Annotated in this window: 22 protein-coding genes; 8 read left to right on the forward strand and 14 right to left on the reverse strand. The window is 55.1% G+C overall.

Annotated elements, in window-relative coordinates:
• Positions 1–11: 11 nt before the first annotated feature.
• The 7 genes from trpC to ONV78_RS20880 all read right to left on the reverse strand — a co-directional run bounded on the left by trpC (position 12) and on the right by ONV78_RS20880 (position 8916).
• Positions 12–809 carry an indole-3-glycerol phosphate synthase TrpC gene (gene trpC / locus ONV78_RS20850; protein ID WP_279506079.1) on the reverse strand — a complete coding sequence of 266 codons (798 nt, stop codon included), beginning with the start codon at positions 807–809 and terminating at the stop codon, positions 12–14.
• 10 nt (positions 810–819) lie between these two features.
• The gene (gene trpD, locus ONV78_RS20855; RefSeq protein WP_216737674.1) at positions 820–1860 is read right to left on the reverse strand and encodes an anthranilate phosphoribosyltransferase; all 1041 of its coding nucleotides are present in this window, start codon (positions 1858–1860) and stop codon (positions 820–822) included.
• An 89-nt stretch (positions 1861–1949) separates the two neighbouring features.
• Positions 1950–2540, reverse strand: a complete 591-nt coding sequence (locus tag ONV78_RS20860; RefSeq protein ID WP_279506081.1) for an aminodeoxychorismate/anthranilate synthase component II — start codon at positions 2538–2540, stop codon at positions 1950–1952.
• A gap of 52 nt (positions 2541–2592) precedes the next feature.
• Positions 2593–4068, reverse strand: coding sequence for an anthranilate synthase component I (trpE, locus tag ONV78_RS20865; RefSeq protein WP_279506082.1), 1476 nt, complete (start codon positions 4066–4068; stop codon positions 2593–2595).
• A gap of 255 nt (positions 4069–4323) precedes the next feature.
• A complete protein-coding gene (locus ONV78_RS20870; protein WP_279506084.1) occupies positions 4324–5367 on the reverse strand; it encodes an ACP S-malonyltransferase in 1044 nt (347 codons plus the stop codon).
• A gap of 54 nt (positions 5368–5421) precedes the next feature.
• A complete protein-coding gene (locus ONV78_RS20875; RefSeq protein ID WP_279506086.1) occupies positions 5422–7659 on the reverse strand; it encodes a thiamine pyrophosphate-dependent enzyme in 2238 nt (745 codons plus the stop codon).
• Between the two features lie 69 nt (positions 7660–7728).
• The gene (locus ONV78_RS20880; RefSeq protein WP_279506088.1) at positions 7729–8916 is read right to left on the reverse strand and encodes an acyl-CoA dehydrogenase; all 1188 of its coding nucleotides are present in this window, start codon (positions 8914–8916) and stop codon (positions 7729–7731) included.
• Positions 8917–9058: 142 nt separating this feature from the next.
• Here ONV78_RS20880 and ONV78_RS20885 point away from each other — a divergent pair, with 142 nt between their 5' ends.
• The 4 genes from ONV78_RS20885 to ONV78_RS20900 all read left to right on the forward strand — a co-directional run bounded on the left by ONV78_RS20885 (position 9059) and on the right by ONV78_RS20900 (position 15343).
• Positions 9059–9928, forward strand: a complete 870-nt coding sequence (locus ONV78_RS20885; protein WP_279506092.1) for a LysR family transcriptional regulator — start codon at positions 9059–9061, stop codon at positions 9926–9928.
• Between the two features lie 169 nt (positions 9929–10097).
• Positions 10098–10679: a zinc ribbon domain-containing protein gene (locus tag ONV78_RS20890; protein ID WP_216737667.1), complete on the forward strand. Its 582-nt coding sequence runs from the start codon at positions 10098–10100 to the stop codon at positions 10677–10679.
• A 108-nt stretch (positions 10680–10787) separates the two neighbouring features.
• Positions 10788–14162: a zinc ribbon domain-containing protein gene (locus ONV78_RS20895; RefSeq protein ID WP_279506094.1), complete on the forward strand. Its 3375-nt coding sequence runs from the start codon at positions 10788–10790 to the stop codon at positions 14160–14162.
• Complete coding sequence (locus ONV78_RS20900; protein ID WP_279506096.1) at positions 14159–15343, forward strand: DUF1266 domain-containing protein; 1185 nt, start codon at positions 14159–14161, stop codon at positions 15341–15343. Before ONV78_RS20895 ends, ONV78_RS20900 begins: the two co-directional genes overlap by 4 nt.
• A 192-nt stretch (positions 15344–15535) precedes the next feature.
• On the opposite strand, the gene ONV78_RS20905 is transcribed toward ONV78_RS20900, so the two are convergent.
• A complete protein-coding gene (locus ONV78_RS20905; RefSeq protein WP_279506373.1) occupies positions 15536–15676 on the reverse strand; it encodes a hypothetical protein in 141 nt (46 codons plus the stop codon).
• Between the two features lie 43 nt (positions 15677–15719).
• On the opposite strand from ONV78_RS20905, the gene ONV78_RS20915 reads away from it, so the two are divergent.
• The 3 genes from ONV78_RS20915 (at position 15720) to ONV78_RS20925 (ending at position 18012) form a co-directional block, all read left to right on the forward strand.
• Positions 15720–16610: an HlyD family type I secretion periplasmic adaptor subunit gene (locus ONV78_RS20915; protein WP_279506363.1), complete on the forward strand. Its 891-nt coding sequence runs from the start codon at positions 15720–15722 to the stop codon at positions 16608–16610.
• Positions 16611–16808: 198 nt separating this feature from the next.
• On the forward strand, positions 16809–17339 hold the full coding sequence (locus ONV78_RS20920) for a hypothetical protein (protein ID WP_279506098.1): 531 nt from the start codon (positions 16809–16811) through the stop codon (positions 17337–17339).
• A 145-nt stretch (positions 17340–17484) separates the two neighbouring features.
• On the forward strand, positions 17485–18012 hold the full coding sequence (locus ONV78_RS20925) for a hypothetical protein (protein WP_279506100.1): 528 nt from the start codon (positions 17485–17487) through the stop codon (positions 18010–18012).
• Between the two features lie 252 nt (positions 18013–18264).
• Here ONV78_RS20925 and ONV78_RS20930 read toward each other — a convergent pair whose 3' ends face one another.
• Both ONV78_RS20930 and rpe read right to left on the reverse strand, forming a co-directional pair.
• The gene (locus tag ONV78_RS20930; protein ID WP_279506102.1) at positions 18265–18960 is read right to left on the reverse strand and encodes a phosphoglycolate phosphatase; all 696 of its coding nucleotides are present in this window, start codon (positions 18958–18960) and stop codon (positions 18265–18267) included.
• Between the two features lie 29 nt (positions 18961–18989).
• Positions 18990–19667: a ribulose-phosphate 3-epimerase gene (rpe, locus tag ONV78_RS20935; RefSeq protein WP_279506104.1), complete on the reverse strand. Its 678-nt coding sequence runs from the start codon at positions 19665–19667 to the stop codon at positions 18990–18992.
• A gap of 157 nt (positions 19668–19824) precedes the next feature.
• Here rpe and ONV78_RS20940 point away from each other — a divergent pair, with 157 nt between their 5' ends.
• A complete protein-coding gene (locus ONV78_RS20940; RefSeq protein WP_279506105.1) occupies positions 19825–20934 on the forward strand; it encodes a DUF3530 family protein in 1110 nt (369 codons plus the stop codon).
• Here the strand turns inward: ONV78_RS20940 and djlA are convergent.
• The 4 genes from djlA to ONV78_RS20960 all read right to left on the reverse strand — a co-directional run bounded on the left by djlA (position 20921) and on the right by ONV78_RS20960 (position 24745).
• A complete protein-coding gene (gene djlA, locus ONV78_RS20945) occupies positions 20921–21709 on the reverse strand; it encodes a co-chaperone DjlA (protein ID WP_279506108.1) in 789 nt (262 codons plus the stop codon). The two genes, ONV78_RS20940 and djlA, sit on opposite strands and share 14 nt — an antisense overlap.
• A gap of 84 nt (positions 21710–21793) precedes the next feature.
• Complete coding sequence (murU, locus tag ONV78_RS20950) at positions 21794–22483, reverse strand: N-acetylmuramate alpha-1-phosphate uridylyltransferase MurU (RefSeq protein ID WP_279506109.1); 690 nt, start codon at positions 22481–22483, stop codon at positions 21794–21796.
• On the reverse strand, positions 22471–23505 hold the full coding sequence (locus ONV78_RS20955; RefSeq protein WP_279506111.1) for a phosphotransferase: 1035 nt from the start codon (positions 23503–23505) through the stop codon (positions 22471–22473). The genes murU and ONV78_RS20955 overlap by 13 nt, the downstream gene beginning before the upstream one ends.
• A gap of 100 nt (positions 23506–23605) precedes the next feature.
• Positions 23606–24745 carry a patatin-like phospholipase family protein gene (locus ONV78_RS20960; RefSeq protein ID WP_279506114.1) on the reverse strand — a complete coding sequence of 380 codons (1140 nt, stop codon included), beginning with the start codon at positions 24743–24745 and terminating at the stop codon, positions 23606–23608.
• Positions 24746–24796 lie beyond the last annotated feature (51 nt).

A 24796-nucleotide genomic window follows, 5' to 3' on the forward strand; every position in this document is an offset into this window, starting at 1 on the left:
CGTGGCTGGGCTTAGAGAAACAGCTCGCGCAATTTCGCCCCGGGGTCGTCCGCCCGCATGAAGGACTCGCCCACCAGGAACGTATTGACCCGGTGGTGCTGCATCAAGGCCACATCTTCTGGCGTATGGATGCCGCTCTCCGTCACGACGATACGATCTTCCGGGATGCGATCCAGCAGATTGATCGTTGTATCAAGGGAAACGTCAAAGGTGTGCAGGTCGCGATTGTTGATGCCTACTAATGGCGTATTCAACTCCAGGGCGTATTCCAGCTCCTGAGCGTTATGCACTTCCACCAGCACGTCCAGGTCGATTTCTCTGGCTTTGGCGCAGTAGCTCTTCATCTGTTGGGGCGTTAACGCCGCCGCGATTAACAGAATACAGTCCGCATTGAGCAGGCGGCTTTCATACACCTGATACTCATCCACGATGAAATCTTTGCGCAGCACCGGCAGAGACGTGGCGTTGCGAGCCTGAATCAGGTACTGATCGGCACCCTGAAAGAAATCAATATCGGTGAGGACGGAAAGACAGGCTGCGCCGCCTTGCTCATAGCTCTTGGCGATGGCTTCGGGATCGAAGTTTTCCCGAATTACTCCTTTGCTGGGGGAGGCCTTCTTGATCTCCGCGATCACCGCCGGGGCATTGTGCTGAAACCGCTTTTCAATGGCGCGGGCGAAACCGCGCACGGGGCCGGCCCGGTGCAGGCTGTCTTTCAGAACGGACAAAGGCTGGCGCATCTTGCGCGCTTCCACTTCCTGTTTTTTACGGTCAATGATCTTTCTCAGAATCGTAGGCGTGTCGTTCATAGGTTGACCTTTATTCCTCTTCCTTAAAGCAGGCCGAAAAACTGGCCAGCTCTTTTAGTTTAGCAAAGGCCAGCCCGGAACCAATCGCATCCTGGGCCATTTCCACGCCTTCTTGGAAGGAGCGGGCCAGGTCTGCGGCGTAAATCGCCGCCCCAGCGTTCAGGGCGACAATGTCCCGAGCTTTTTGTGACGTTTGATCCGTCGCTTTGGTCAGCGCTGCTTCAATCAGTTTCAGGCTTTCCTCTGCGCTGGTCACGGTCAGGCCGTCCAGAGAGCGGCGCATGATTCCTGCGTCTTCTGGAGTAAGCGTGTATTCGGAGATTTTACCGTCTTTCAGCTCCGCCACGTGGGTTTCACAGGCGAGGCTGATTTCGTCCAGGCCATCCGCAGCGGAGACGACCAGGACATGAGTGCTGCCCAGTCGTTGCAGTACTTCCGCCAGCGGCAGGCACAGCAATGGATTGAACACGCCGATGACCTGCTTGGTCACGCCAGCGGGATTGGTCAGAGGCCCCAGCATGTTGAAAATGGTGCGGATGCCCATTTCCCGGCGCGGCCCGATTGCGTGCTTCATGGCGCTGTGATGGGCGGGCGCGAACAGAAAGCCGACGCCGATTTCTTTGACTGCGCGGGCGACCTGCTCGGAGCTCATGTCCAGGTTGATGCCGGCGGCTTCCAGCACATCGGCGCTGCCGGAGCGGCTGCTGACGCTGCGATTGCCGTGCTTGGCGACTTTACCGCCCGCGGCGGCCACGACAAAGGCGGCGGCGGTGCTGACGTTAAACAGATTGGAGCCATCGCCCCCGGTGCCGCAGGTGTCCACCAGATGCGGATCGTCGATATCGACTTTGCTGGCCAGCTGGCGCATGACCTGGGCGGCGCCGGTGATTTCGCCGACGCTTTCGCTTTTGAATCTCAGCGCCACCAAGAACCCGCCAATCTGTGCGGGAGTGGCCTGTCCGGTCATGATCTGCTGCATGACCTCAATCATTTCTTCGGTGGTGAGGTCTTTTCTATCGACAACTTTGGCGATAGCGGCTTTGATATCCATGGCGCAATTCCTCGTAGTTTTTAGACTATGTTGTTTTCTTATCCGGCGCGCAATTAAACCTAAGCTTACGCCGTTGGCTGATATCCGACTTAGCGGCTGACCGATTGCTGCAGGAAGTTACGCAGTAAGTCGTGGCCCTGTTCCGTGAGAATGGACTCCGGGTGGAATTGCACGCCTTCTATCGCCAGTTCCTTGTGACGCACGCCCATGATTTCTTCCAGACCGCCGTCTTCATTCTGGGTCCAGGCGGTGACTTCCAGGCAATCCGGGAGACTGTCCGCGCGGATGACCAGTGAGTGGTAGCGGGTCGCTTCAAACGGATTGTTGAGACCTTTGAATACGCCGATGTCGTTGTGATACACCTTGGAGGTCTTGCCATGCATGACTTTGCCGGCGCGAATCACTTCGCCGCCGAACGCCTGGCCGATGCTTTGATGACCCAGGCATACGCCCAGGATAGGAAGTTTACCGGCGAAATGTTTGATCGCCGCGACGGATATCCCCGCTTCATTGGGCGTGCAGGGCCCAGGGGAGATCACCAGGTGCTGCGGTTGCAGCGCCTCAATTTCTTCTATCGTGATTTCATCGTTGCGATAGACGCGCACGTCGGCGCCCAGCTCGCCCAGATACTGCACGACGTTGTAGGTAAAGGAGTCGTAATTATCAATCATCACCAACATGTTCAAACCCTCAAAATTCTGTCTGTGTATTCGCCGTCATGTGATCGCAGGCTCATAGCCCTTTTTGCGCCATAGCCACGGCGCGGAACACGGCGCGGCCTTTGTTGAGGGTTTCCTTCCATTCCAGGCGCGGCACGGAATCGGCGACAACGCCGGCCCCGGCCTGAATATAAAGCGTCTTGTCCTTGATAACCGCTGTGCGAATGGCGATGGCGGTATCCATGTTGCCGTTCCAGGACAGATATCCGATGGCTCCGCCGTAGACGCCGCGCTTAACTGGCTCCAGTTCGTCGATGATCTCCATGGCGCGGATTTTTGGGGCGCCGCTCAGCGTGCCGGCGGGCAGGGTGGCGCGCAGTACGTCAATGGCGCTCAAGCCCTGACGTAGTTTGCCGGTGACGTTGGAGACGATATGCATCACATGAGAGTAACGCTCGATCACCATCTTGTCGGTCAGTTCGACGCTGCCGATATCGCTGACGCGGCCGACATCGTTGCGGCCCAGATCGATCAGCATCAAATGCTCGGCGAGTTCTTTGGGGTCAGCCAGCAGCTCTTCTTCCAACGCCTTGTCTTCCGCCTCGGTGGCGCCCCGCTTACGAGTGCCTGCAATAGGCCGCACGGTGGCGACGCCGTCTTCCAGGTGGGCGAGAATTTCCGGGGAGGAGCCGACTACATGAAAATCCCCAAGATCCAGGTGGTACATATAAGGAGAGGGGTTGAGGCAGCGGAGAGAACGATACAGGTTGATGGGCTCGGCGGTGAAGGGGACGGACATGCGTTGGGAGATCACTGTTTGCATGACGTCTCCCGCCAGTACGTATTCCTTGATCTTCTCCACAGCGGCTTCGAAGTTCGGCTGCGTGAAACCGGAAGCGAAATCCTCCTCGGCAATCTGCAGGTCTTGCTGGACATGCAGGTTGTGCTCGGGAATGGGGCGTCGCAATAGCGTTTCCAGTTCATCCAGACGGGCCTGGGCGCGTTCGCTGGCTTCCGCTGCGCCGGGATCGACATGATGAATCAGCATCAGACGGCCGCTCAGGTTATCGAACACCACCAGCTCATCCGACACCATCAACAGAATATCCGGCGTGCCCAGCGGGTCCGGCGGCGTGCTTTTAGCCAGCTTCGGTTCAATGTAGCGAATGGTGTCGTAGCCGAAGTAGCCCACCAGTCCGCCGTTGAAACGGGGCAGGCCGTCTACATCCGGCACTTTGAAACGTTGCTGGAAGGTTTCGATATAGGCCAGCGGGTCTGTGCATTCGGTGGACTCGACGAGCGCATTGTCTTCATAGAAATTGATTTGATGCCCATGAACTTTCAACACGCTGCGACAGGGCAGACCAATGATGGAGTAGCGCCCCCATTTATCGCCGCCCTGAACGGATTCCAGTAAGTAGGTATAGGGCGCGTTGGCCAGTTTCAGATAGGTGGACAGCGGGGTGTCCAGGTCCGCCATTACTTCGCGGACGACCGGTACGCGGTTATATCCCGCCTGATGATAGGCGGCCAATTGTTCGGGTGTCATGATGAATCTCGCCTCCGAGCTCGAATAAGCTAAGCACTAAAATACAAAGATTTGAAATATAGGCATGCCGATGAAACGGCAAAAAAAGATGTGCGGCGCCTAGCGCCATCGAGTCCAGACGGAGGAGGGAAGAAAGATGTTCAGGACGTTTTTTATATTCACTGAAACCTGGGTCTCTGGTGCATGAACAGTATCGTAACCGCCCAGTAGCTTACAAAAGCTCTGGCGGTGAATCAACAGGCAAAATCCCCGGCGTTATTTTTTACGCAGGGGAGCCGCTTGTTCATCACGTCCCATGGCCAGCAGAACCGGATTGGCGCTTTGTCTCGCGGAGAAGCTGTGTTTATCCTCGACGCCGCGCCAGTGAATGCGCGCCATGGTTTGCGCCACTGAACCGCCCAGGGTGTCGCCGGGACCGAGTACGATAACGCGATCCGGGGAGAATTCTTTCAGCGTGACTTCCACGGCTTTGGTGAAATCATAGGTTTCAACGACCTGATGGCCCAGCGTGTAATCCCACAATGCCTGTGTGTCTGTACTCCAGGGCGTCCAGATGACGCCGCGTCCGTCTACTAACGGCGTCTGGGGCGCGCGAAACGGCGCGGAGGCGAGTTCCTGGCGGGCTTGCTGCATAACGGGGTTCTGCAAAGGCGTATGGAACGCGGCGTGGTTGTGCAGTTTCAGCGGGAAGCGCTCCTGCTCCGGGGGCAGTTGCGCCATCATCATTTTGCAGGCGCGATCGCTGCCGGCCAGCACCAGCATGCCGCCCAGCTCAATGGAGACAAAGGCTTCTTCTGCGCCCAGCTCGTCATTGATGTCATTAAGCAGCGCCAGAACCTGTTCGCGCCGACCGGGCAGCGGATTCCATTGTGGGTCAAGCAGGGTGTAAACCAGCTGACCGCCGATAAGCGCGTTGTGCATCGCCACGCCCATATGATTGATCAGATGCAGCGCATCCATGGGCGCCAGCGCGCCGGCGCAGGCCAGGGCGATGTACCAGCCCATACTGTTGCCGGTGACGGCGACAATATCGTAGCGATCGCGATCAATACTGAGAAAGTCTGCATAGGCGCAGGCGTAGATTAGCGCGGACGCGTTGTCTCCGGACGAGTGTTCTTTCAGGGAGTATTTGTCGCGACCATCCAGATCACTAAGTGTCGGCTGCCCCTGCTGCGCGCGGTAGGCGTCGAATTCGCTGAGCAGGGCGAATCGGTCGCCATGATTGCGTTTCAGGTAACCCAGTTCATTTTGGTTGTAGGTGCCGCGACCCGGGCAGACTATGGCGATTCTTTCTTTCATCTTATGTTCCGCACGCTGTTAATCGTCTCTGCGAGTTATTCTGCTTTCGTCCGGTTATTCCGCTTTGGCTAACAGGATATGGCCGAGCAGGGCCCTGGCCGCCTCGACGATGCCGTCTCTGTCAGGCAATGTACAGGTGGCGGCGCGACCCAGGGGAATGAAGGAGTCTTCCGCGCATAGGCGGCTGACTTGCGTACGATCCCAGCCGGATTCCATGAGAAGGGTCATGATTTCCTCGCTGACAGATCCGGTGCGCCGACATTCATCCACCACCAAAATCCGCTCACAGCCCGCAATGGCTTCTAATAACGCCTCTTCCGGCAGTGGCAGCAGCCAGCGCAGGTCGATGATGCGCAGGCGGACGCCATCCTGCTCCAGCGCTTTCGCCGCCTGACGGCTCAGGTAGTAGCCATTGCCGTAGGTGATGATCGCCAGATCTTTACCTTTTCCCCATTGGCCAACTTGCCCGAAGCTAATGTGCTGGTTTTCCTGTGGTGGTAAGTAGGGGTAAGTCCACTGACCATCGCCTTCTTCATGTAAATCGCGGGTCATGTACAGGGCGATGGGTTCTAGGAATATCACCACACGCTGTTCTTCGCGGGCGAGACGGACGGATTCGCGCAGCATGGACACCGCGTCCCAGCCGTTGGACGGACAGGCCACAATCAGGCCGGGGATATCGCGAAATACGTTAAAGGAGTTGTCGTTATGGAAGTGTCCGCCAAACCCTTTCTGGTAGGCCAGACCCGCAATGCGCACCACCATGGGGTTAGTGAACTGACCTTGCGAGAAAAAGCTCAGGGTGGCGGCTTCCCCGCGCAGCTGATCTTCGGCGTTGTGCACATATGCGAGAAACTGGATTTCCACGATAGGCAGCAAACGGTTGTGGGCCACGCCAATGCCCAGGCCGAGAATGCTTTGCTCGTCCAACAGCGTATCGATGACGCGGTGAGAACCGAACTTCTCCTGCAGCTTCTGGGTGACGCCGTATACGCCGCCTTTGCGGCCGACATCTTCACCAGCGAGGATGATGTCGGTGTGGCTTAGCATCAAGTCGCTGAGCGCCCAGTTAATCAGGCGGGCGGTATGTTGCGGCGACTCCATCTGCACACGCTCGCGGGCGAATATGCGCTCGCGCGCTTCCTGGTAAGCGTCGTCGTATTCCGTTTGCGGCGCTGCGACGCGGCGTGGCGGCGTCAGACTGGCCATCACGGATTTGCTGGTCAGTAATTTGGGGCGCTTGATGGCTTCCTCCGCCACCTTCATCACGCGCTCCGTTGTGCTCTGATACATCTCGATCATGTCGTGAGCGCTCAATATCCCATGTTCAATGAGAATGCGCGCTGAGTGCAGTAAGGGGTCTTGCGCTTCATGAGCTTCGATTTCTTTCATGCTCAGATAAGCTTGCTGGGCGTCGGAGCCTGCATGCCCCATCAGGCGTACGCAGGACATATGCAGAAATGCAGGTTCGCGGCGTTTTCTGACAATGCTCTCAGCACGGTGGGCTGTGGCGTAGACATCCGCAAAATTCAGTCCGTCGCAACGCAGATAGTGCAAACCAGGGCGGCGGCTCATATTCGCTTCCACCCAGCCCTGGGGGGTGCGTACGGAAATGCCGATGCCGTTATCTTCGCAGACCCATAACAAGGGCAGCGGTACACGCTGGTAAGCAGTCCAGCATGAGGTGTTAATGGCTCCCTGCGCGGTTGAGTGGTTCAGCGACGCGTCGCCAAAACTGCATAGAACCACCGCGTCGTCAGGCATTTCGCCATTGAGCTTGAGGCGGCGGTTGAGGCCGATGCTGTATGCCGCGCCCACCGCTTTCGGCAGGTGCGAGGCGATGGTGCTGGTTTGCGGCGGAATAAACAGCGATTTCGAGCCCAGCACTTTATGTCGTCCGCCGGCGATAGGATCTTCCGCAGACGCGGCGAAACTGAGCAGGAAGTCCCAGGCGATAGTCTGCCCTGGAACCTGTTTGCTGCGCTGAATCATAAAGGCGGCGTCCCGGTAATGCAGAAAGGCCATGTCGTTGTGCCGGAACGCCGCAGCAATGGCGGCATTGCCCTCATGGCCGGAGCTGCCAATGGTGTAGAAACTTTCTCCCCGCGCCTGCAACTTGCGCGAGTGCAGATCCAGAATGCGCGAGAGCACCTGGGATTCGAATATCGCCGCCGCCTGCGCCGGACTTAAGCCAGCCTGTTGCGGCGAGGTGTCGGACAGCGGGGCGGGTAGATCCCCTGCGCTGACGCGACGAAGAAAGTTTTGTTCCACCACTTCAGCCCGGTTTTGCATGAAGAGCTACCTCAGCCTGATTCAGTTCTTGGAAAAGCTGTTTATATCCTGATGGCGGGGAGCCGGCGCTTACGCGCCGGTGAATGCCTGGATGCCGGTTTGCGCACGTCCCAAAATCAGGGCGTGGATATCGTGCGTGCCCTCGTAAGTGTTAACTGCTTCAAGGTTGCACACATGGCGTATGACATGGAATTCGTCGGCGATGCCGTTGCCCCCGTGCATATCGCGGGCGACGCGGGCGATATCCAGGGCTTTGCCGCAAGAGTTGCGTTTGATCAGAGAAATCAGTTCCGGCGCGCAGCGGCCTTCGTCCATCAGACGGCCGGCCTGTAAACAGCCTTGCAGGCTAATACTGATTTCCGTCTGCATGTTGGCCAGTTTCAGCTGAATGATCTGATTCGCCGCCAACGGACGGCCGAACTGTTTGCGGTCAAGGCAATACTGACGCGCCTGGGTCCAGCAAAATTCGGCCGCGCCCAAAGCGCCCCAGGCAATGCCGTAGCGAGCTTTGTTAAGACAACCGAAGGGGCCTTTCAGGCCGGAAGCGTTGGGTAGCATGTTGGCTTCAGGAACGAAGACGTCGTCCATCACGATCTCGCCGGTAATCGACGCGCGCAGGGAGAACTTGCCTTCGATTTTCGGCGCGGTCAGGCCTTTCATGCCTTTTTCCATAATGAAGCCGCGAATTTCCCCATCCAGCTTCGCCCATACCACCATCACATCGGCGATAGGGGAGTTGGTGATCCACATTTTGGTTCCTTTCAGCAGGTAACCGTCGGCGACGCGTTCAGCGCGAGTGCGCATGCTGGCGGGGTCAGAGCCGGAGTCAGGCTCAGTGAGGCCGAAGCAGCCCACCCACTCGCCGGAAGCCAGCTTGGGCAGGTATTTCTTGCGTTGATCTTCGCTGCCGTAGGCGTAAATAGGATGCATCACCAGTGAAGATTGCACGCTCATGGCGGAGCGATAGCCGCTATCCACCCGCTCTACTTCGCGCGCCACCAGTCCGTAACTGACATAGTTGGCGCCGGCGCAGCCGTATTCTTCGGGCAAAGTGCAGCCCAACAGACCCAATTCACCCAGCTCGCTCATGATCTCCCGGTGGAAGATCTCCTTACGGTTGGCTTCAAGGATGCGAGACATCAGTTTTTCCTGCGCATAGTTGCGCGCCGTGTCCCGAATCATGCGCTCGTCGTCGGTCAGCTGGGTCTCCAGCAGAAACGGATCGCTCCAGTCGAATTGGGGTTTGCTTGCGCTCATTGGATCACCTTTTCCTGAATTGGATTCGCGCCATACGCGCGCCATTTTAGGTCTAGCATACGAGCGCTGTTGGTAAAGTAGAAATATTATTTATATGCATGTGATATAGTTAATTCCTATATCAAAAGCCGGGGCGCCCACTATGGATTTACGAGAACTGCGGTACTTCATTGCGGTGTATGAGCTGGGCTCCATCTCTGCCGCTGCAAGGCGTTGTTATGTGGCGCAACCTTCTATCTCCGCCGCTATTCAGCATTTGGAGGCGCATCTGGATACGCTGCTGTTTTCCCGTCACAGCAAAGGCGTTTATCCCAGTGACTCAGCGCAGCGTCTGTATCCCCTGGCGAAAAAGCTCACTGGCGAGGCGCAGGCGATATCCCAACTCTTTCGCAACAAGCCTCAGCCTATGCCTTTTTCCCTTGGCCTGATGCGGTCTTTGGGGGCGGAGCGCATGAGTTTTTTGCTGAAAGAGCTGATTCAGTCGGTGGAGTCGCTAGAGCTGAGCCTGATGAACCCCGAGGAGCCCTGCGACGCCCGCATTATCACGCCGGCCTACTTGCGTGAAGACGAACGCTTTCAACCTATCTGGCTAGATCGCTATCTGTTGGCGCTGCCGGCGGGGCATTCGCTCAGTCTGCAGGAACAGGTGACATTGGAGGAGCTGGATAATCTGCCCTTTATTCATCGCAGCCCATGTGACGCCCTGGAAAGCCTGCAGCAGGAATTACGGCATCGCAAAATCAGCTTCCTGACACGGGCGAATATCCGCACGATTGAGTATGCCTTGGGTCTGGTCAGCGCTGGCGTAGGCGCTGCGCTGGCGCCGGACTGGCCGGAAACCCGTGAGCGTAAGGACATCGTATTGCGCCCTCTGGTCGATGTTAAATTAGAGCTGGAAATTGGTCTGGCGTATCCGAAAAAGCGCGCCATGGAAGGGCCTTTGGCTTGTCTGCAAGGATTGTGTCTAAGGCGCTGGGAAGAGGCGGGGATCCCGGAACGCACTGGCGGATGACGGGTTATGAATAAAAACGCCGCTTGGTTTGGCTGTGCTATCGCCTAAAAATGCGTAGGGCGTATCGACATGCAAAACAGAGCCTATGTTTGACGATAGGGCTCTGCTAAGTTTAGACATGCTCTTTCTAAACATTCCCTCCTTTACCTTGACCAACGGATGAGAAGTTATGGCGTTTTCCAAACTTGAACAGAACATATTGAAAGCGAAAGGCCTCAGCGAAGACAACATTCAGGCGTTAGTGGACGCAGGGATAGAAAGCAAACAGGACTTCCAAACCGTTGGCGACGCCGGCACGCTGGCCGCACTGTCCGGCCTTGAACACAGTGTCGCCGCCGAAGTCATGGCCTGGGCGGTTGGCCCTCAAGCGGCCTCTACGTCCTCCTCTTCCTCAACTTCTTCCGCATCTGTATTAAACCCTTCCGTTGTTGTTGAAAGCGCGGACATCGTGAAGTGCGCTCATTGCCAGCATCGCCAGCCTAAAGACTACAAAAGCGGCGACCTTTGCGTGTCCTGCGGACGTCAGGTTGAGCGCTTCGCCACCTGCCACTGGTGCGCGGCGTCCGGCCCCGGCAACTTCTGCCGCTCCTGCGGCGCAGAGTTCGTGCCGGTGGCTGATTTTGAAATCGCGGTATTGCTCAAGCGAGAAGGCGTCGCCAAAGATCAGATTGCACAGCGAGTCCGAGACATGTCCGCAGATGAAAAAGACACCCTGTGGGGACGAATCCGCAGTCTGCGCGGTCACTCTTAAACGCTAGTCATCCCGCTTGCTACGCAGCGTCAATGCGCGCTGCGTGTTTATTTGCATCTTCGATTGACGTGAAGCGGGCTGCGTCATGATTCAGTACAGGTGTTTCCAATGGATGTAATGTATTGCGAGCAATGTCATGCGAAGCAACCCAATGACTGGCGCGCCGGCGACAGTTGCGTGGAATGCGGCGGCGTTGTGCGCTCCGATGTGCGCTGTGGCTGGTGCGCGAAACTGACCGCACCGGGCAAGTTCTGTCGGCAATGCGGCTTTGAAATGACTGACGCGGAGCATTACGGCGTCGCTCGTATGCTGAAGCAGGCCGGGGTGGATCAACTGCAGTTAAGGGAGCGTTTGCTGAGCCTGCCGCAGGATCGTATCGACCATTACAACAGCCTGTACAATCAGCATCTCACCCTGGCTCTGAATCGCATCGATGAGCTGCGTCTATGTCAGCGTTATCTGACGTTCAAAGAGCATGTTTTTAATCTGGAAAATGAGCTGATCGGCCATTTGCCATGGAATGACCAACAGACCGCCCTGATGAAGTCCGGGCCGCAAGGTCCATTCGAAAATCAGATTGAACGACTTTCCGAGATCGCGGCTGCAAGTCCCTTGTCCTCTACCCGAATCCTCGCTTTCATCGCGTGGGTGCGCTGCCCGACAATTGAAATCAATGAAGAGTTGGAAAGCCATTGGTTTGACGCAGTATTAGCGGCTATTCAGGCCGGCGGCGTCATTGCCGCGGAGGCGTTTAGTGTCCTCGGTCACTGGCGGGCGCAGGGACATCTGGCCGAGTCTGGGCCGCTAAAGCAGCCTGAGCGCGCGCAGGAATGTCTGCAGGCTATGTTCAGATTATGGAAGACGCAGTCAGGCACTGGAAACCCCTGGCTGGCCTGCGCACTTTTGCACTTTTCCAGACTCTGCGAGTTGAATCTGCCGCAAGCTGAGCAGGAAGAGGTTATTTCCCAGGTTAACGAGGCCTTGACGTCTGCGGAGGCGGATCTTCGTTGTTCGGCCGCTTTGTTGCTAGAGGATCCAGCAGTGCTTGCCGAATGCCTCAATTCGCCGCTGTCCTCCCTTGTCTGCAAAGCAATTGTCGTATTGGCGCGCCAAGGCTCAGCCTCGCTGGCTTCTTATGTTTCCCGTCGCGGCGCTCACTGTGAGTTTCTGTTGTGGCGTTTGATTGAAGAAAGACTTCCGGCTTTGCCGGCGGCGCTAACACTGTCCCTTTGGGGGCTGCTGGAAGACGACACCGTAGGGGAACACTCGCGTCGATACGCTATTCAGATACTCTTGGCGCTACCACAGGAAAAGCGGGATGACTCGCGTATAGCTGCGATTTGTCAGCGTAGCCAGATATTGGATGGGTTGTACACGATGCTGGCTATTGGCGACGCAGGCGCTCAGCGCTGCGCCTTGGAGGCGATGGGAGAGTATCCGATACAGCCGCAGTATCTGGAGGCCATCGCTTACGCCGCATCCCGCACGCCTATGCCACTGAATATGATCGAAGCTTGGCGCAAATTTACGCTGGAAGCGATTGGCGCCGGAACGTTGGATCAATACAGCAAAGCCCTGGGACAGATTCTGTGTGGTCAGATTAATCTGGACGGTCATGAAGGCTTTCTGTGTTTGCGCTTTATATTACAGCAGAGCTTTAACGCCAAAGCCCCTCTGTATGCAAACGCCTGTTTCCAGTTGTTGCGCGATTCAGCGGGAACGCGCATGACCTATCGTTCGCCCGAAGACGGCTCTATGACGGAGTTAGAGATGGGGCCTGAATTCGCGCGCCACTTCTTTGGCTCCGCAGACCTGTTCGCCACCATGTTCTGCGAGCTCATCGCCAGGGCTGGAGACATGCTTGTGTGGAATTGGGCGCTGGAACAGTTGGATCGTTCTAAGTTCGATGGCGTCCAGGGTAGTATCTGGATGCACATTACGCCCTCCAAACATATGCTGCTTGAGCAACTCGCCAGGCAACTGGTGGGCCGAGCTGGTCATGGAGATTATGATCGCAGAAAGATCGCCAGATTTATATTTCAGGCGCCAAACGGCGTTATTTCGCCACTGGTCACAGCATTGGAGAAATTGAGCGTCGACGCCAACAATCTGGAAGCAATTATGGACGGCGAAGATTGTGGGGAGTATTCCGCCAGAATGGTGGAAAAAATCTTTGAATTCGCCTTAACCCAGGAAAATGAAGAGACGGATCGCGCGTTAGCCAAGTTTGCTGAATATCAGGCCTATCGGCGTGGAGTGGGGTCTTATCATGTCCTGCGCACGTTGCTGACGATGGCGCTGACCTATGAGTCCTCAACCTTGACCCGTCGCGCAGCGAGATGGGCGCGTAACCTTTCGTTGTCCTTGCACCGCTACCGAATTTCCCCTGATGGCGAAGAGCGCCCTTGCAGGCTCAGCGCGCAGTGGATCGCGGATATGTTTCATGATGAAGGCCACTTCCTGCAAAGCCTGATCAATCTGTTTTATGCGCCGCAACCGTCTATCTCCGCCGCCTGGTTTGTGGAGAAAGTAGTGCGAGAAGACGAGGATAACTATCTGGCGACATTGCTGGCGGAGCGTCCCAACGCTGCTATCTACTTTATGTGCGCCGCGCTGAATCTGCTGCGCTTCAAAGATCTGGATGAAGACAACTCACACTGGCGCAATTACCTCAGTCGCGCCACGCAAAAAGCCTTTGATGAAAGTTATGTCTCGGAAGAACTCATCTGGCGGTTGTCGACGTTGCCGGATATCACTTCAGACATGCATTACTACATGGAAAATATGCTGGCCCGCTCGCTGCGCAGGCTTGCGGAGCAAGATCCGCAGACTTGCGGCAACATGACTCAGGCATTAATGGAGCATCCAGCGGTTAACTCAAGTCTGTTGTATGTGCTCAAAGACTTTTGGGCGGAGTGGGGAGAGGCATGGATGGCGTCTCAGCCGCAGGCGGTGGAGGCAACGCCGGTTGAAGAGCCTGTTGAAGATTCGATTGAAGAGACGGCCTGCGAGGAAGAAACGCAGGAAAACGCTCCTGCTTCATTAATTGAGCTTGCCGCCCGTTGCGATGCGTCTGAAACCTGGCTGACGGAAGTCGTAGAACGCTTGTTCGCGCCGGAGGATGAAGCCTTGCCTGTGTTGCTCGGCAGTATGCATGGACAGGTTGACGAATTGAAGCAGACGGTAACCCATTCTCCTGGCGTAGCGAATACGCTGTTCGCTCAATTAACTCGGTTGGTGGCCCATGCCGGTGATTTGCCGGAAGATGAGGGCATGACGATTTTTTATCAGGCGTTAACCTTGTTTCAGCAATTGGCGGAGGGCAGTCCTTTTCGCTATCCCTACATGTTGCAATTGGCGGAGTTCCATCAGGCCCGAGAGCGTGGGCAAGTGTATGAGTTTAACCTGAACCAGATGTTTGAGGCCCTGTCCGACGATACTTGGCGGGCGATGTCGCAACAGTACAAGGGAACGCTGCAATGATAAACCACAACCAAATCAGCGAAACGGTTATTGAGCGAGTTGTGGATGATCCGCTGCTTCAGGCCTATTGGCTGGTGTGTCCAGCCGAAAATATTCCCTATCAGCGAGTGGCGCAGATGTCGCTAGGTCTGCATACAATCCGCTGGCAATACAACCTGGAAAAAGGGCAGTACTATCTGCTGCCTTTACGGGTGGATGGCGCTTTATTTCAGGAATGTTTGAGCAGTGACGCGACCATGGGCTGCATTTTATGGACGCATTGCGATCTGGAAACTGTGGCGGAGCATCTTCGCTTTCGTCGCGACGCAGGTGAAGAAGAATGGCTGGCGACGGATATGCGGCATTGGGCCTGGACGATGGACGGACTCACGCCACAAGGCCTCGGTCGATTTCTCGGGCCGATAGAGGCGCTTTGGTCGCATCACCCTGATGGAGACTGGCGCGTTTTCACCAACGCAGCCCCGGGTGGCGGCAATGAGTCCCCGCGCAGAACACCCTCTGAAAATCCCTTGTCTGACGTTCAACTCTGGGGATTGGCGGTTTCCGCCATTCTGACGGAGTTCAACCGGGCCAGGCATGACTTGCTTGGCAGCGAAGTAGCGACGCCGGAAAGCGTGCAGGCCTGGAAGGAGGGGCTGCAGGAATGGTGGTCGGTGACGGACAGAGACAGCCTGTTGGAAACACTGGACTTTTTACTGGAAGGCGGCCATCGGGCGGGCTTCGATAAGCTGCGCGAGCAGGTTATGCCGCTGACGGCGGAGCAATACAAAGCCGCTTGGGAAGCGAATGAAGATGAAGCGCTTCGCGCTAATATGAAAATTATCCGCCGTTTTTCAAACGCATTGGGCGAAGCTGGCATCGCCTCCTGGGATATCGCGCGCTACATATCCCTGTGCCGCTGGGGGTATTTGGTAGGCATGATGTCCGAAGAGGAGGCCTGGGAGCGCATCCTTCACGCCTCGCGCGCCGTGCAGAGCATGTATCATAGCTGGCGGCAAATGGGCCTGGGATACGTCGTCGGGCGAATGTACTGGCAATCCGACGCCAGTGATGAGCATATGACAAAGTTTTTCAATCTGCTGCGACGTCAGACGGTCAATCCTGACAGCTATTGGGTGAAGCTGCCCTGGGACCTTGACCTAGGCGGAGAAGAAGAGGAAAACCATGGCGCGGTGCATTAGCCGCGCCTGTTTCCTGCTGGCTTCATTGCTTTAATCCTGTCACACAGTCGTCAACACCTGTCGTTTTACTCTGGCATAATTTCGTCTCTTCATAGCAATGAAATTGACGGCGGGAACGCCGTTGCAGTTTGTCATTTTTATGGTTGATAGAGGCGGGTGATCAAAATATAATCCGCCCCCGCTCACCCATCGTTAGTTGTCATGGTAGTCAGGATGTCTGAAACAAATTCCACAGGGAGGTTGGATACCGGCCTCGCTGCGTTGGTGATGTTGGCCCGGTTTCACCAGGTCGCCGCCGATCCCGCCCAGATTCAACACCACTTCGGTACTCACGAAAACGCCTTTACTGAACAGGCGCAACGCTATAAAGCCATGGCTGCAGCAGCAACATCGCAACTTGCTGCAACAGGAAGCGGCCGAGTTTATTGCCCGTTTGAACGCCCTGGAGCGCGAGGCGGCCCGGCTGAATGCGGAGCATGACATGACCGTGGCCGAGATCACCAAGCAAAGCCGTATTCTGGAAGTGCTGCGGGAGCGGGTGAATGCCTTGGATATCATGCAAAATCGCAAGCTAGGCTCGCGTGTTCAGTATCTGGAGCTGAAACAGGAATTAATCGAAGTCGAACAGGATCTGGCGGTGCAGCAGGCGCGTTTGAAGCAGCTTGGCGCATCTCTCGCCGCCAATGAAGCTCAGCAAGAAACCCTGTTGCATGAACAGTATAAAAATACGCTGGCGCAATGGCGGGAAGCGGATACCCGCGCCGCCTCGCTGCAGGAAGAACGCATCAAGGCGGAACAGCGTAGTCGTCAAACCCGCCTGACCACACCCATTGATGGAACCGTCCAGCAATTAGCGGTGCATACGGTTGGCGGCGTTGTGACTCCGGCTCAGGAATTAATGCTAATCGTACCTGAACACAGCGAAATGGAAGTCGAGGCGTTAGTGCTTAACAAAGACATTGGCTTCGTTCAGGAAGGGCAATCCGCAGAAGTAAAAGTAGATACCTTCAATTTCACCAAGTATGGAATTATCGACGCGGAACTCGTCGACCTGTCCGACGACGCCATTCAGGACGAAAACCTCGGCTTGGTTTACAAAGCCAGACTCAAACTCAAACAGGATGGACTGACGGTGGAAAACAAATACGTTCGCCTAAGCCCCGGCATGTCCGTCACCAGTGAAATTAAAACCGGTCAAAGACGATTAATCGAATACTTCCTGTCTCCGCTGTTGCGGTATAAGCAGGAGAGTTTGGGGGAGAGGTGAGCCCCCATAAACTTTGTATGAGCCTATTGCTATTAGAGAATTGAGCCTAAGTTTAGATCGTCTCGAAAATATCGATGAAGATGATTGTCCAAAGCTCCCAATAGTTATATGTGTATGAAGGAAACAAAACGGAGGGGGTTGTTTTGAGGGGCATATTTATTGAGTTTGTAGAATAAATATTTAATTTGGAATGTGTATATGAATGGTGATAATTGGGAAGGGAGCTTCTATTCAAGGATGTTTGGTTGGCTGTTTTTATCCCCCTTTGTTTTTGGCTACTTTCTGTTGAGATGTGGAGTTGACGTTTCTAGCTATTCTGCTTTTAAAGTTATTAATTCTTTTTTTTATGGCCTGATGCCAATACTTGAGTCATTCGAATCTAATAAGAGTTTTGATGGTTCAGTAAGTGGATTTTTCTCGTTTTTATATGTATGGATGCCAATGACGATGCTATTTATTTTTATGGGAAACCTGTCGCGAAAAGAAAAGATTATAAACTTGGCTGGTTCTAGAGAGGGGCGAAAACTTATTTTTCTAACCCTTATCATGACTATTTTACTTATGCTGGCAACCCAATTTTCAGGTGTTGATCCAGGTAGTTGTAGAAAATACTGTGCAAATGCATCCGTTTTTGGATTTTTGGCGATTCTAGGCGGATTGTGGGTGACTCTAACATTGTTTTTAAGTTTTTTTGTTGTGCTGATATATGCAGTTTTAAGAAAGGGGTGATTGTTCTTTAGGGAGGATTATTGATTCTTGATAGACTCTAAAGTGTCCGTAACTAGTGAAAATAAACTTAGCTGATGACGATTGAATGAGAGCTTCCCATCGCCATTGCTGCGATGTGATTTAAATGGTTTAGAAGAGAGATGGTATGAGAAACTTGGTATTAATCCTTATCTTGACGGGTGTTGCGCATTTCGCTTGGAATAAAGTAACTGAGGAAAAACCAGATTGGTTTCTGGATTTTGTCGCTGACTCAATACTATTTGATTCAACCGTTAATATAAATCTTAGTGCGGATCCAGGATGGACGGAGAACCTATTAGTTCAGCAATTTGACCACCTTTATCTTGTTTGTCAGAAGGAATCTTCAGACTTGGGAGATCGGGTATGCTGGACGCGCATATCTTCTCTCAATGGCGTTCCTGCCAAGGACATTGCTTTTTTCTTTCGAGATGACAGGTATCGCTTCCTTAGAGTAACGTTCGATGTGGAAAAGCACAGAGACCTTAAGTCTTATTTGGATGATAACTTTCGTTATGTCGGGATTTCACCAGGATCCAAAGAGAAAGTCGGTCAAGAGTTAGGGGTATGGAAAACGCTAAAAAGTACATTGGCGACTTATGTGGAAGCGCCTAGGGGAGAAGATGAAGTTATGTTGACTTGGTCTGTGTACTGAATCATTTATTCATCTTCTTGACTGGTTTTTTAGCGGTATATGGATGAAATATTTCTAACTGCTATATAGACGAAAGGCCTGAAAAGCACAGACATGCTGTTAGGGGGGAAGGGCAGTCTTCCTGATCCGTCTCGTTTGAAACAGGCGCTTTAGCGCCTGTTTCTCTCGGCTAACTGCAAATAAAAAAGGCCGTCCTCTGCTAATGCAGCATGGACGGCCTTTTGCTTTTCTGATCGAGAATCTTAGCCTGAGTTACTTCAACTCAATGAGTGAATCCATGACCCAGTCTGGATTGGCGTCGCGGATGTCTTCGCCATGGTTGTAGCCATAGGTGACGCAGGCGATTTTCATTCCCGCGCGGCGGGCGGCCTGGACGTCATTGATGGAGTCGCCGATCATCAGCGTGGTCTGCGGTTGAGCCTGTAGGGCTTCGCATGCATGCAAGAGCGGCGTTGGGTCTGGCTTTTTGACGGGCAGGGAGTCGCCGGACAAACTGATAGCGAAGTACTGCTCCAGGTTGAGGGCCTGCAATATCGGCTGGGTGAAGCGGGCGGGCTTGTTGGTGACCACCCCCATCGTTACCTCCTGATCGCGCCAATGCTGCAACAACTCTTCCGCGCCGGCATAAATGCGAGTGCGCACGCAGCAGTATTCGTCATAGCGATCATAGAAGATCGTCGCCGCTGCCTGGAACTGTGAATCCGCGACATTTTGCGTGTTTTCCAGCTCCATTGCGTATGCCAGTGCGCGTTTGATCAGCATCGGCGCGCCATTTCCGACCCATTCCCGTACTAACGCTTCTCCCGCCGCCCTGAAACCGGATTGCTCCAGCATGTAATCCACCGCATCCGCCAAATCAGGCGCGGAATCGATCAACGTGCCGTCCAGGTCGAACAACGCCAATTGTGGCAGACCGTTCTCGTAGCTGGGGATCAAAAGGTCTGGCATGCTTCGGTAATGTCCTTGCTGTTTTAGGGTTAAACGGACCGCGCCAAGGCGATCTGGTCGCGCATTTTTGCGATGGTCGCTGCGTAGTCGTCAGTATTGAAGATGGCGGAGCCGGCGACGAAGGTGTCTGCCCCTGCTGCTGCGATCTCGCGAATGTTGTCCACTTTTACGCCGCCGTCGATTTCCAGGCGAATCGGTAATCCACTGGCGTCGATCTTGGCGCGGGCTTCACGCAATTTATCCAGGGTGGCGGGGATGAAAGCCTGTCCGCCGAAGCCTGGGTTGACGGACATTAACAGCACCATATCCACCTTATCCATCACGTAATCCAGATAGTGCAAAGGAGTGGCGGGGTTGAACACCAGTCCGGCTTTGCAGCCGCCGTCACGAATCAATTGCAGGGAGCGATCAATGTGCTCGGAAGCTTCCGGGTGGAAGGTGATATAAGTGGCGCCGGCTTCAATGAATGACGCGATCATGGCGTCAACCGGCTTGACCATCAAGTGCACGTCGATGGGGGCCGTCACGCCGTGTTTCCTTAGGGCTGAACACACCATCGGGCCGATAGTGAGGTTCGGAACGTAGTGATTGTCCATGACATCGAAGTGCACGATGTCTGCTCCCGCCTCCAGCACGTTGACAACTTCTTCGCCCAATCTGGCGAAGTCTGCGGACAGAATCGAAGGAGCGATCAATGGATCAGCCATGGGGAAAGTCTCCGGTATGATTGAGGCGCCGTCGCCGCATTGGCGTCCGGTCGCGGTCGCTTGAAATGCGGGGTATTGTATCGTGCTATGCTTTTAAAACCCAGGTCGGCGCGGAGTTCCGACTGAAATGTGCTAATAGGCGTATGAGCGCTGTTTTATGGCGAGAATCATTACTGGAATTATTGTGGGATGCCTGCTTCTGAGCGTAGTTCCCGCGCAGGCGGAGGAAAAAGCTGCCGCTGAGAGCGGCGGGCAGACTGCGTCTGAACCTGCGCCACAGAGGAAACCGGCGTTAAACCCGCAGGTCAGTATGCTGCTTTCTCTGGCGAAAGACCTTCCTGGCAGTCAGGTGTTATGGCTCAACGGCAAACAGGGCGACGCCAGCGCCATGCTGGCTTTATATAAGCCAGCAAATGTGGCGGAGCAGCAAGGCGCGGTCATGTTGCTGCATGATCGCGGACAGCATCCAGACTGGCCGCAGTTTATCCATTCCTTGCGAAACGAGTTGCCGGATGAAGGCTGGCACACGCTGTCTATTGCACTGACTCCCCCGGCTGAAGCTAAAACTCCCAAGCGTGTTTTGTTATCCGCGAGTGATAAAGAATTCCCTTATGCGCCGAAGAAGCCGGCGGCCGGAGACGCCCCAGCGAAAACCGGTTCAAGTCAATTGGAAACGTTAACGCCAGAGCAGTTGGCGGAGACCAATGAGGCCACTGAGCAGCTGGAACAGCAGCAGGCGTCTGAAGGCGTGGATATTGATGTCAGCGGGGAAGGGGATACGACTGCTGACGCCGCCGAAAAAACTGCGGAAGCGACGGTTGGAAATACCGAAAGGATCGAGCTGGGCATGCAACAGCTCAGCGCGTTTGGGCAGGAAAACAAAGTGCTGCTGGGTGTCGGCAGCGGCGTTGACGCTATGCTGCGTTATGTATTGACGAATCCACAGAGTATGGCGTCAGGGTTGTCCATGGTATGGATCAATGCCGAGGTCAGTGAGGGGCTGTTGGAAGAAATTAAAGAAAAGGCGCCGGACTTTTTCTCACTGCAAGTGCTTGATCTGTATGACTCCACTTTGGACCTGCAAAGCCGAAACGCTATGCAGCGGCGGGACTTCGCGCGTCGCAACAGCATGCAAGGCTATCGCGTGGAGGGGATGAGCGGCTTGAGCCTGATTCCATCGTCGGAGGACGGTCAGGTCACCCGTAAAGTAGAGAGTTGGCTGACCTTCCATGCGCCGGGGATGAAGAAGCAGGCTAAACGGCTTTGAGCGTACTTTTTATTTGCGCGTAGGCCTGCTGTATTTGTTGTGCGACCTCTTTGGCGCGCTCTACTTCCTTCATCGATGCTCCGCGCGCCATTAATTTATCGGGATGAAACTGGTTCATCAGGCGGCGGTAGGCTTGCTTGATCTGTTGCGCGTCTGCGTTTTCACTGACGCCAAGGGTGCGATACGCATCGCTTAGAGGGGCTCTATGTGAATAGCCTTGTTGGCGGCGCGCCTTGAGAATTTCCTGAAAGATATACTCAAACTCGCTGCGACTGACTCCCAGGCCCTGGCGAAGTATTTCCAGGGCGTTGCGCGTGGCGGGCCCCGGTTCGCCCTCTGCAATCGATATCTGGATGGCCAGGTTCAGCAATAAAGCGATGTTGTAAGGTCTGAAACGGTTAGCCTGATGAAACTCGCGCACTTCCCCCATTAAGTTGAAGTCTTGGGAGGCGCCTTTGAAAAAGGCCTCGCGGCAGCGTTTCTGGCGAACTTCATCCAGGTCGAGAAAATGGGCGAGACTCACCACGCGGGCTTCCAGTAGGGGCTGCAGATCGTCTTTATGCGCTTCCGTCGACGCGCTGATGTTTCCCCATATGCGGAACAGACCGTTCAGCACTCTGGCGCTGTCGTGATCATTAAAATTGATTCGCCATCCGGGGGCGAAAGGTTGCATGGTCTGGTCGAACTTATCCCCCAGCCAGATACCGAAGGCGGCGCCGAACGGGCCGCCAGACATAAATCCCATTACACTGCCGAAAAACTTACCCCACCACATCGTCCGCTCCTGTGCGTGATTGCGGTTATGGCGTTTACAGCTTCGCCTGAATGAATCCTCTAAAAGTGTTTGTGCAGAATGCGGTTAAAGAGCGGCTTTCGTCAACTGTTCATCCAGCCATTGCAGGCGGTCTGGCGTGCCGATATCAAACCATAATCCATTGAAACGCTCGCCGCTGACTTTGCCTTTGGCGATCGCCGCGCGCAGAACGGGAGCCAATGGATAAACGCCATTGGGTACGCTGGCGAACAGGCTGGGGCGGTATACGCCTATGCCTGAGAAGGTCAGTTTGCTTGGTCCGCGGGGAAGAACCCGCTCGCCGTCGCCCAGTTGGAAATCGCCGGTTTGGTTGTGGGGAGGGTTCTCCACCAGCACCAGATGAGCAAGGTCTTCGCTCGAAAACTCGCGGTTAACCAGGCCGGAAAAATTGTAGTTGCTCCAAATGTCGCCGTTCACCACCACGAATGGAGTGTCCGCGCCGTCGTCCAATAGCGGTAAGGCTTTCTTGATGCCTCCGGCGGTCTCCAAAGGCGAACCTTCTGGGGAGTAGTGAATGCTTACACCAAAGCCGGCCCCGTCTCCCAGAAACTGCTCCAGTTTATCTCCGTGCCAGGCGTGATTGATAACCAGCTCGGTGACGCCAGCGCGCTTCAACGCATCGATAATGTGCTCGATCAGAGTTTTATCTCCCGCCTGTAACAGCGGTTTGGGTAGATTTTCGGTCAATGGCCGCATGCGCGTTCCGAGACCTGCGGCTAGAATCATTGCGCGCATAGAACAACCTCCGGGTTGCTTTCCAGTAGTCTGACAGCGGGAACCAGACGCTCCTGGATCCATTCGTTGATTTCGGTGAACTCGTCGTATTTGCTCGCCACCTCAATTATATAGTTGAGCGTGCGCGGGATATCGGCCAGATAGCCATGTTTGCCGTCTCGAAGTGAGAGGCGGGCGAAAAGACCGGCGGCCTTCAGGTGGCGTTGCACGCCAATCCAGTCAAACCAGCGGGTGAAGGTGGCGAAATCCGCGCCATTTAATAAAGCGGGATCGACTTGGTCGTAATAATAGCGGCTCCAAGCCTCCACTTTTTCACTGGGCCATTTGACGTAGCAATCTCTCAGCAGTGAGGCCAAGTCATAAGCCAGGGGGCCTTTGACTGCGCCCTGAAAATCGATGATCCCCAGACCTCCCTGCTCGGATACAAGCAGGTTGCGGGAGTGGTAGTCGCGGTGAGTGACCACCACTGGCTGCTCCAGAGCGCTTTCCACCAGACGGTTCATGCAGTGGTCGAGGTATTCCGTTTCGGTGGGGTCGAGGTTGAAGCCCAGTTTTTTCTCCAGCAGCCACTCGCGGAATATGCTCATTTCAAAGCGCAGCATGGCTTCGTCATAAGAGGGGAGCGTGTAACCTTCTATGTCTGCGGCTTTCTGTATAGGAAGCAGGGCGTCAATCGCCTGTCGATACAACTGGTCTACCTGCAACGCCGGCGCGTCTGCGATGGCGTTTCCGAACAGGTGGTCGCCAAAATCCTCCAGCAATAGGAAGCCGTCTTTGAGGTTTTCCGCATAAATCTCAGGAACCCGAATGCCTTCGGCGCGCCAGCTGCGGGCGATGGCGATGAATGGGCGGCAGTCTTCCTGCGCCGGAGGGGCGTCCATTAAAACAAACACACGTTGTTCGCGGGTAACGCGAAAGTAACGTCTGAAACTGGCGTCGCCGGATAAAAAGCTGACGTCGAACTGGTCGTCGCCGAAGTAGGTGGCGAGCCAGTGGCGGATTAGGTCAGGACGCTGGGTCATGGAATCTCTTGAAGTTCTAAAGGTGTACAACTGCTACCGGGCATGCAGGCCAAAGGCTCCAGATTATGCCGCTTTTCCGAGCGGCTGCAACTGGCGGCGCTTACTGACTGAAAAAATTTTCAATCTGCCGGGCATGGGCCTGGGCGTCCTGATAGCCGAGTTTAATCAGGTCCCGCATAAACGGGCCTTCAAACAGTAGGTAGCTGGCGAGGCTGGCGCCGCCCTCCTGATTAGGTTTGCCCTGACCCAGAAACTGACGCACTGCTTTGGGCAACTCTCCCGCATGCCGGGCGGCGATTTCATCAATAGGCTGGCTGGGGGAAATCACCAGCATCTCCAGAGGACGCATGCTGATGCCGGCCTCGCGTAAGCTTTCCTCTGGAGCCAGTTTCAACAGCTGATTAATAATGAGGGCGCGGTCGATGTCATTTTCCATGGTGTCGATGAACGCGCCATTCAGCATGTGCTCCATGATCTGCGCCAGGGACGGATATTTGCCGCTTGTGCGGCGCACGGGCGCGCAGACCCGGTTGGCGCTGACGCCGATGACCAGTATGCGGTCACACCCCAGATGCACTGCCGGGCTAAGCGGCGCCATATTGCGGACCACTCCGTCGCCAAAGTACTCACGGTTGATTTTTACAGGAGGAAAAATAGTCGGGATCGCGGCAGACGCCAGCAGGTGGTCGACTCCCAGCTCACAACGCACGCCAACCCGTTGCCCCAGATGCCAGCCCTGGACGTCAGGCGGCGCTTCGAAAAAGCTGACGCTTTGGCCGCTGCGATAGCCGCAGGCGGTGAGACAAACCGCGCGAATGCCTTCCGGGCTGGCGAGTGCTTCCCGCAGGCGGTTGAAGTCCGTGTGTGTGGCCAGGAAATCCCGCAGAGGGGCGTTATCCAGCATGGAGGCGGGGATCTCTTTATCATCGCCGCTTAGAAACGACTTTACAAAGTGCCCCATGCGCTTGGCCATGCCCCAGAAGTCGGAGCGATACACCTGTTCCGTGCGTAACTCGCTCCACAAATTCTCCAGGCGTTCGACGCTGTGCCGAAAAATATCGCCGCTGCTGGCGAGGCCTACTGCGTTGATGCCGCCGGCGGAGGTGCCGCAAATGACCGGAAACGGATAATGAAGATCCGGTAACTGATCGGAAATGGCTTTCAATACCCCTACCTGATAAGCTGCTCGCGCTCCACCGCCGGTTAACACCAAGCCTGCGGTTTGTGAGGTTTGAGACACAGCGCCCCCTAAACGTATGGTTGTTTGTTTTTGTCCGTTGCTTAGAAATTA

The organism is Hahella sp. CR1 (assembly GCF_029813005.1).
In the GTDB taxonomy this organism is placed as follows: Bacteria; Pseudomonadota; Gammaproteobacteria; order Pseudomonadales; family Oleiphilaceae; genus Hahella.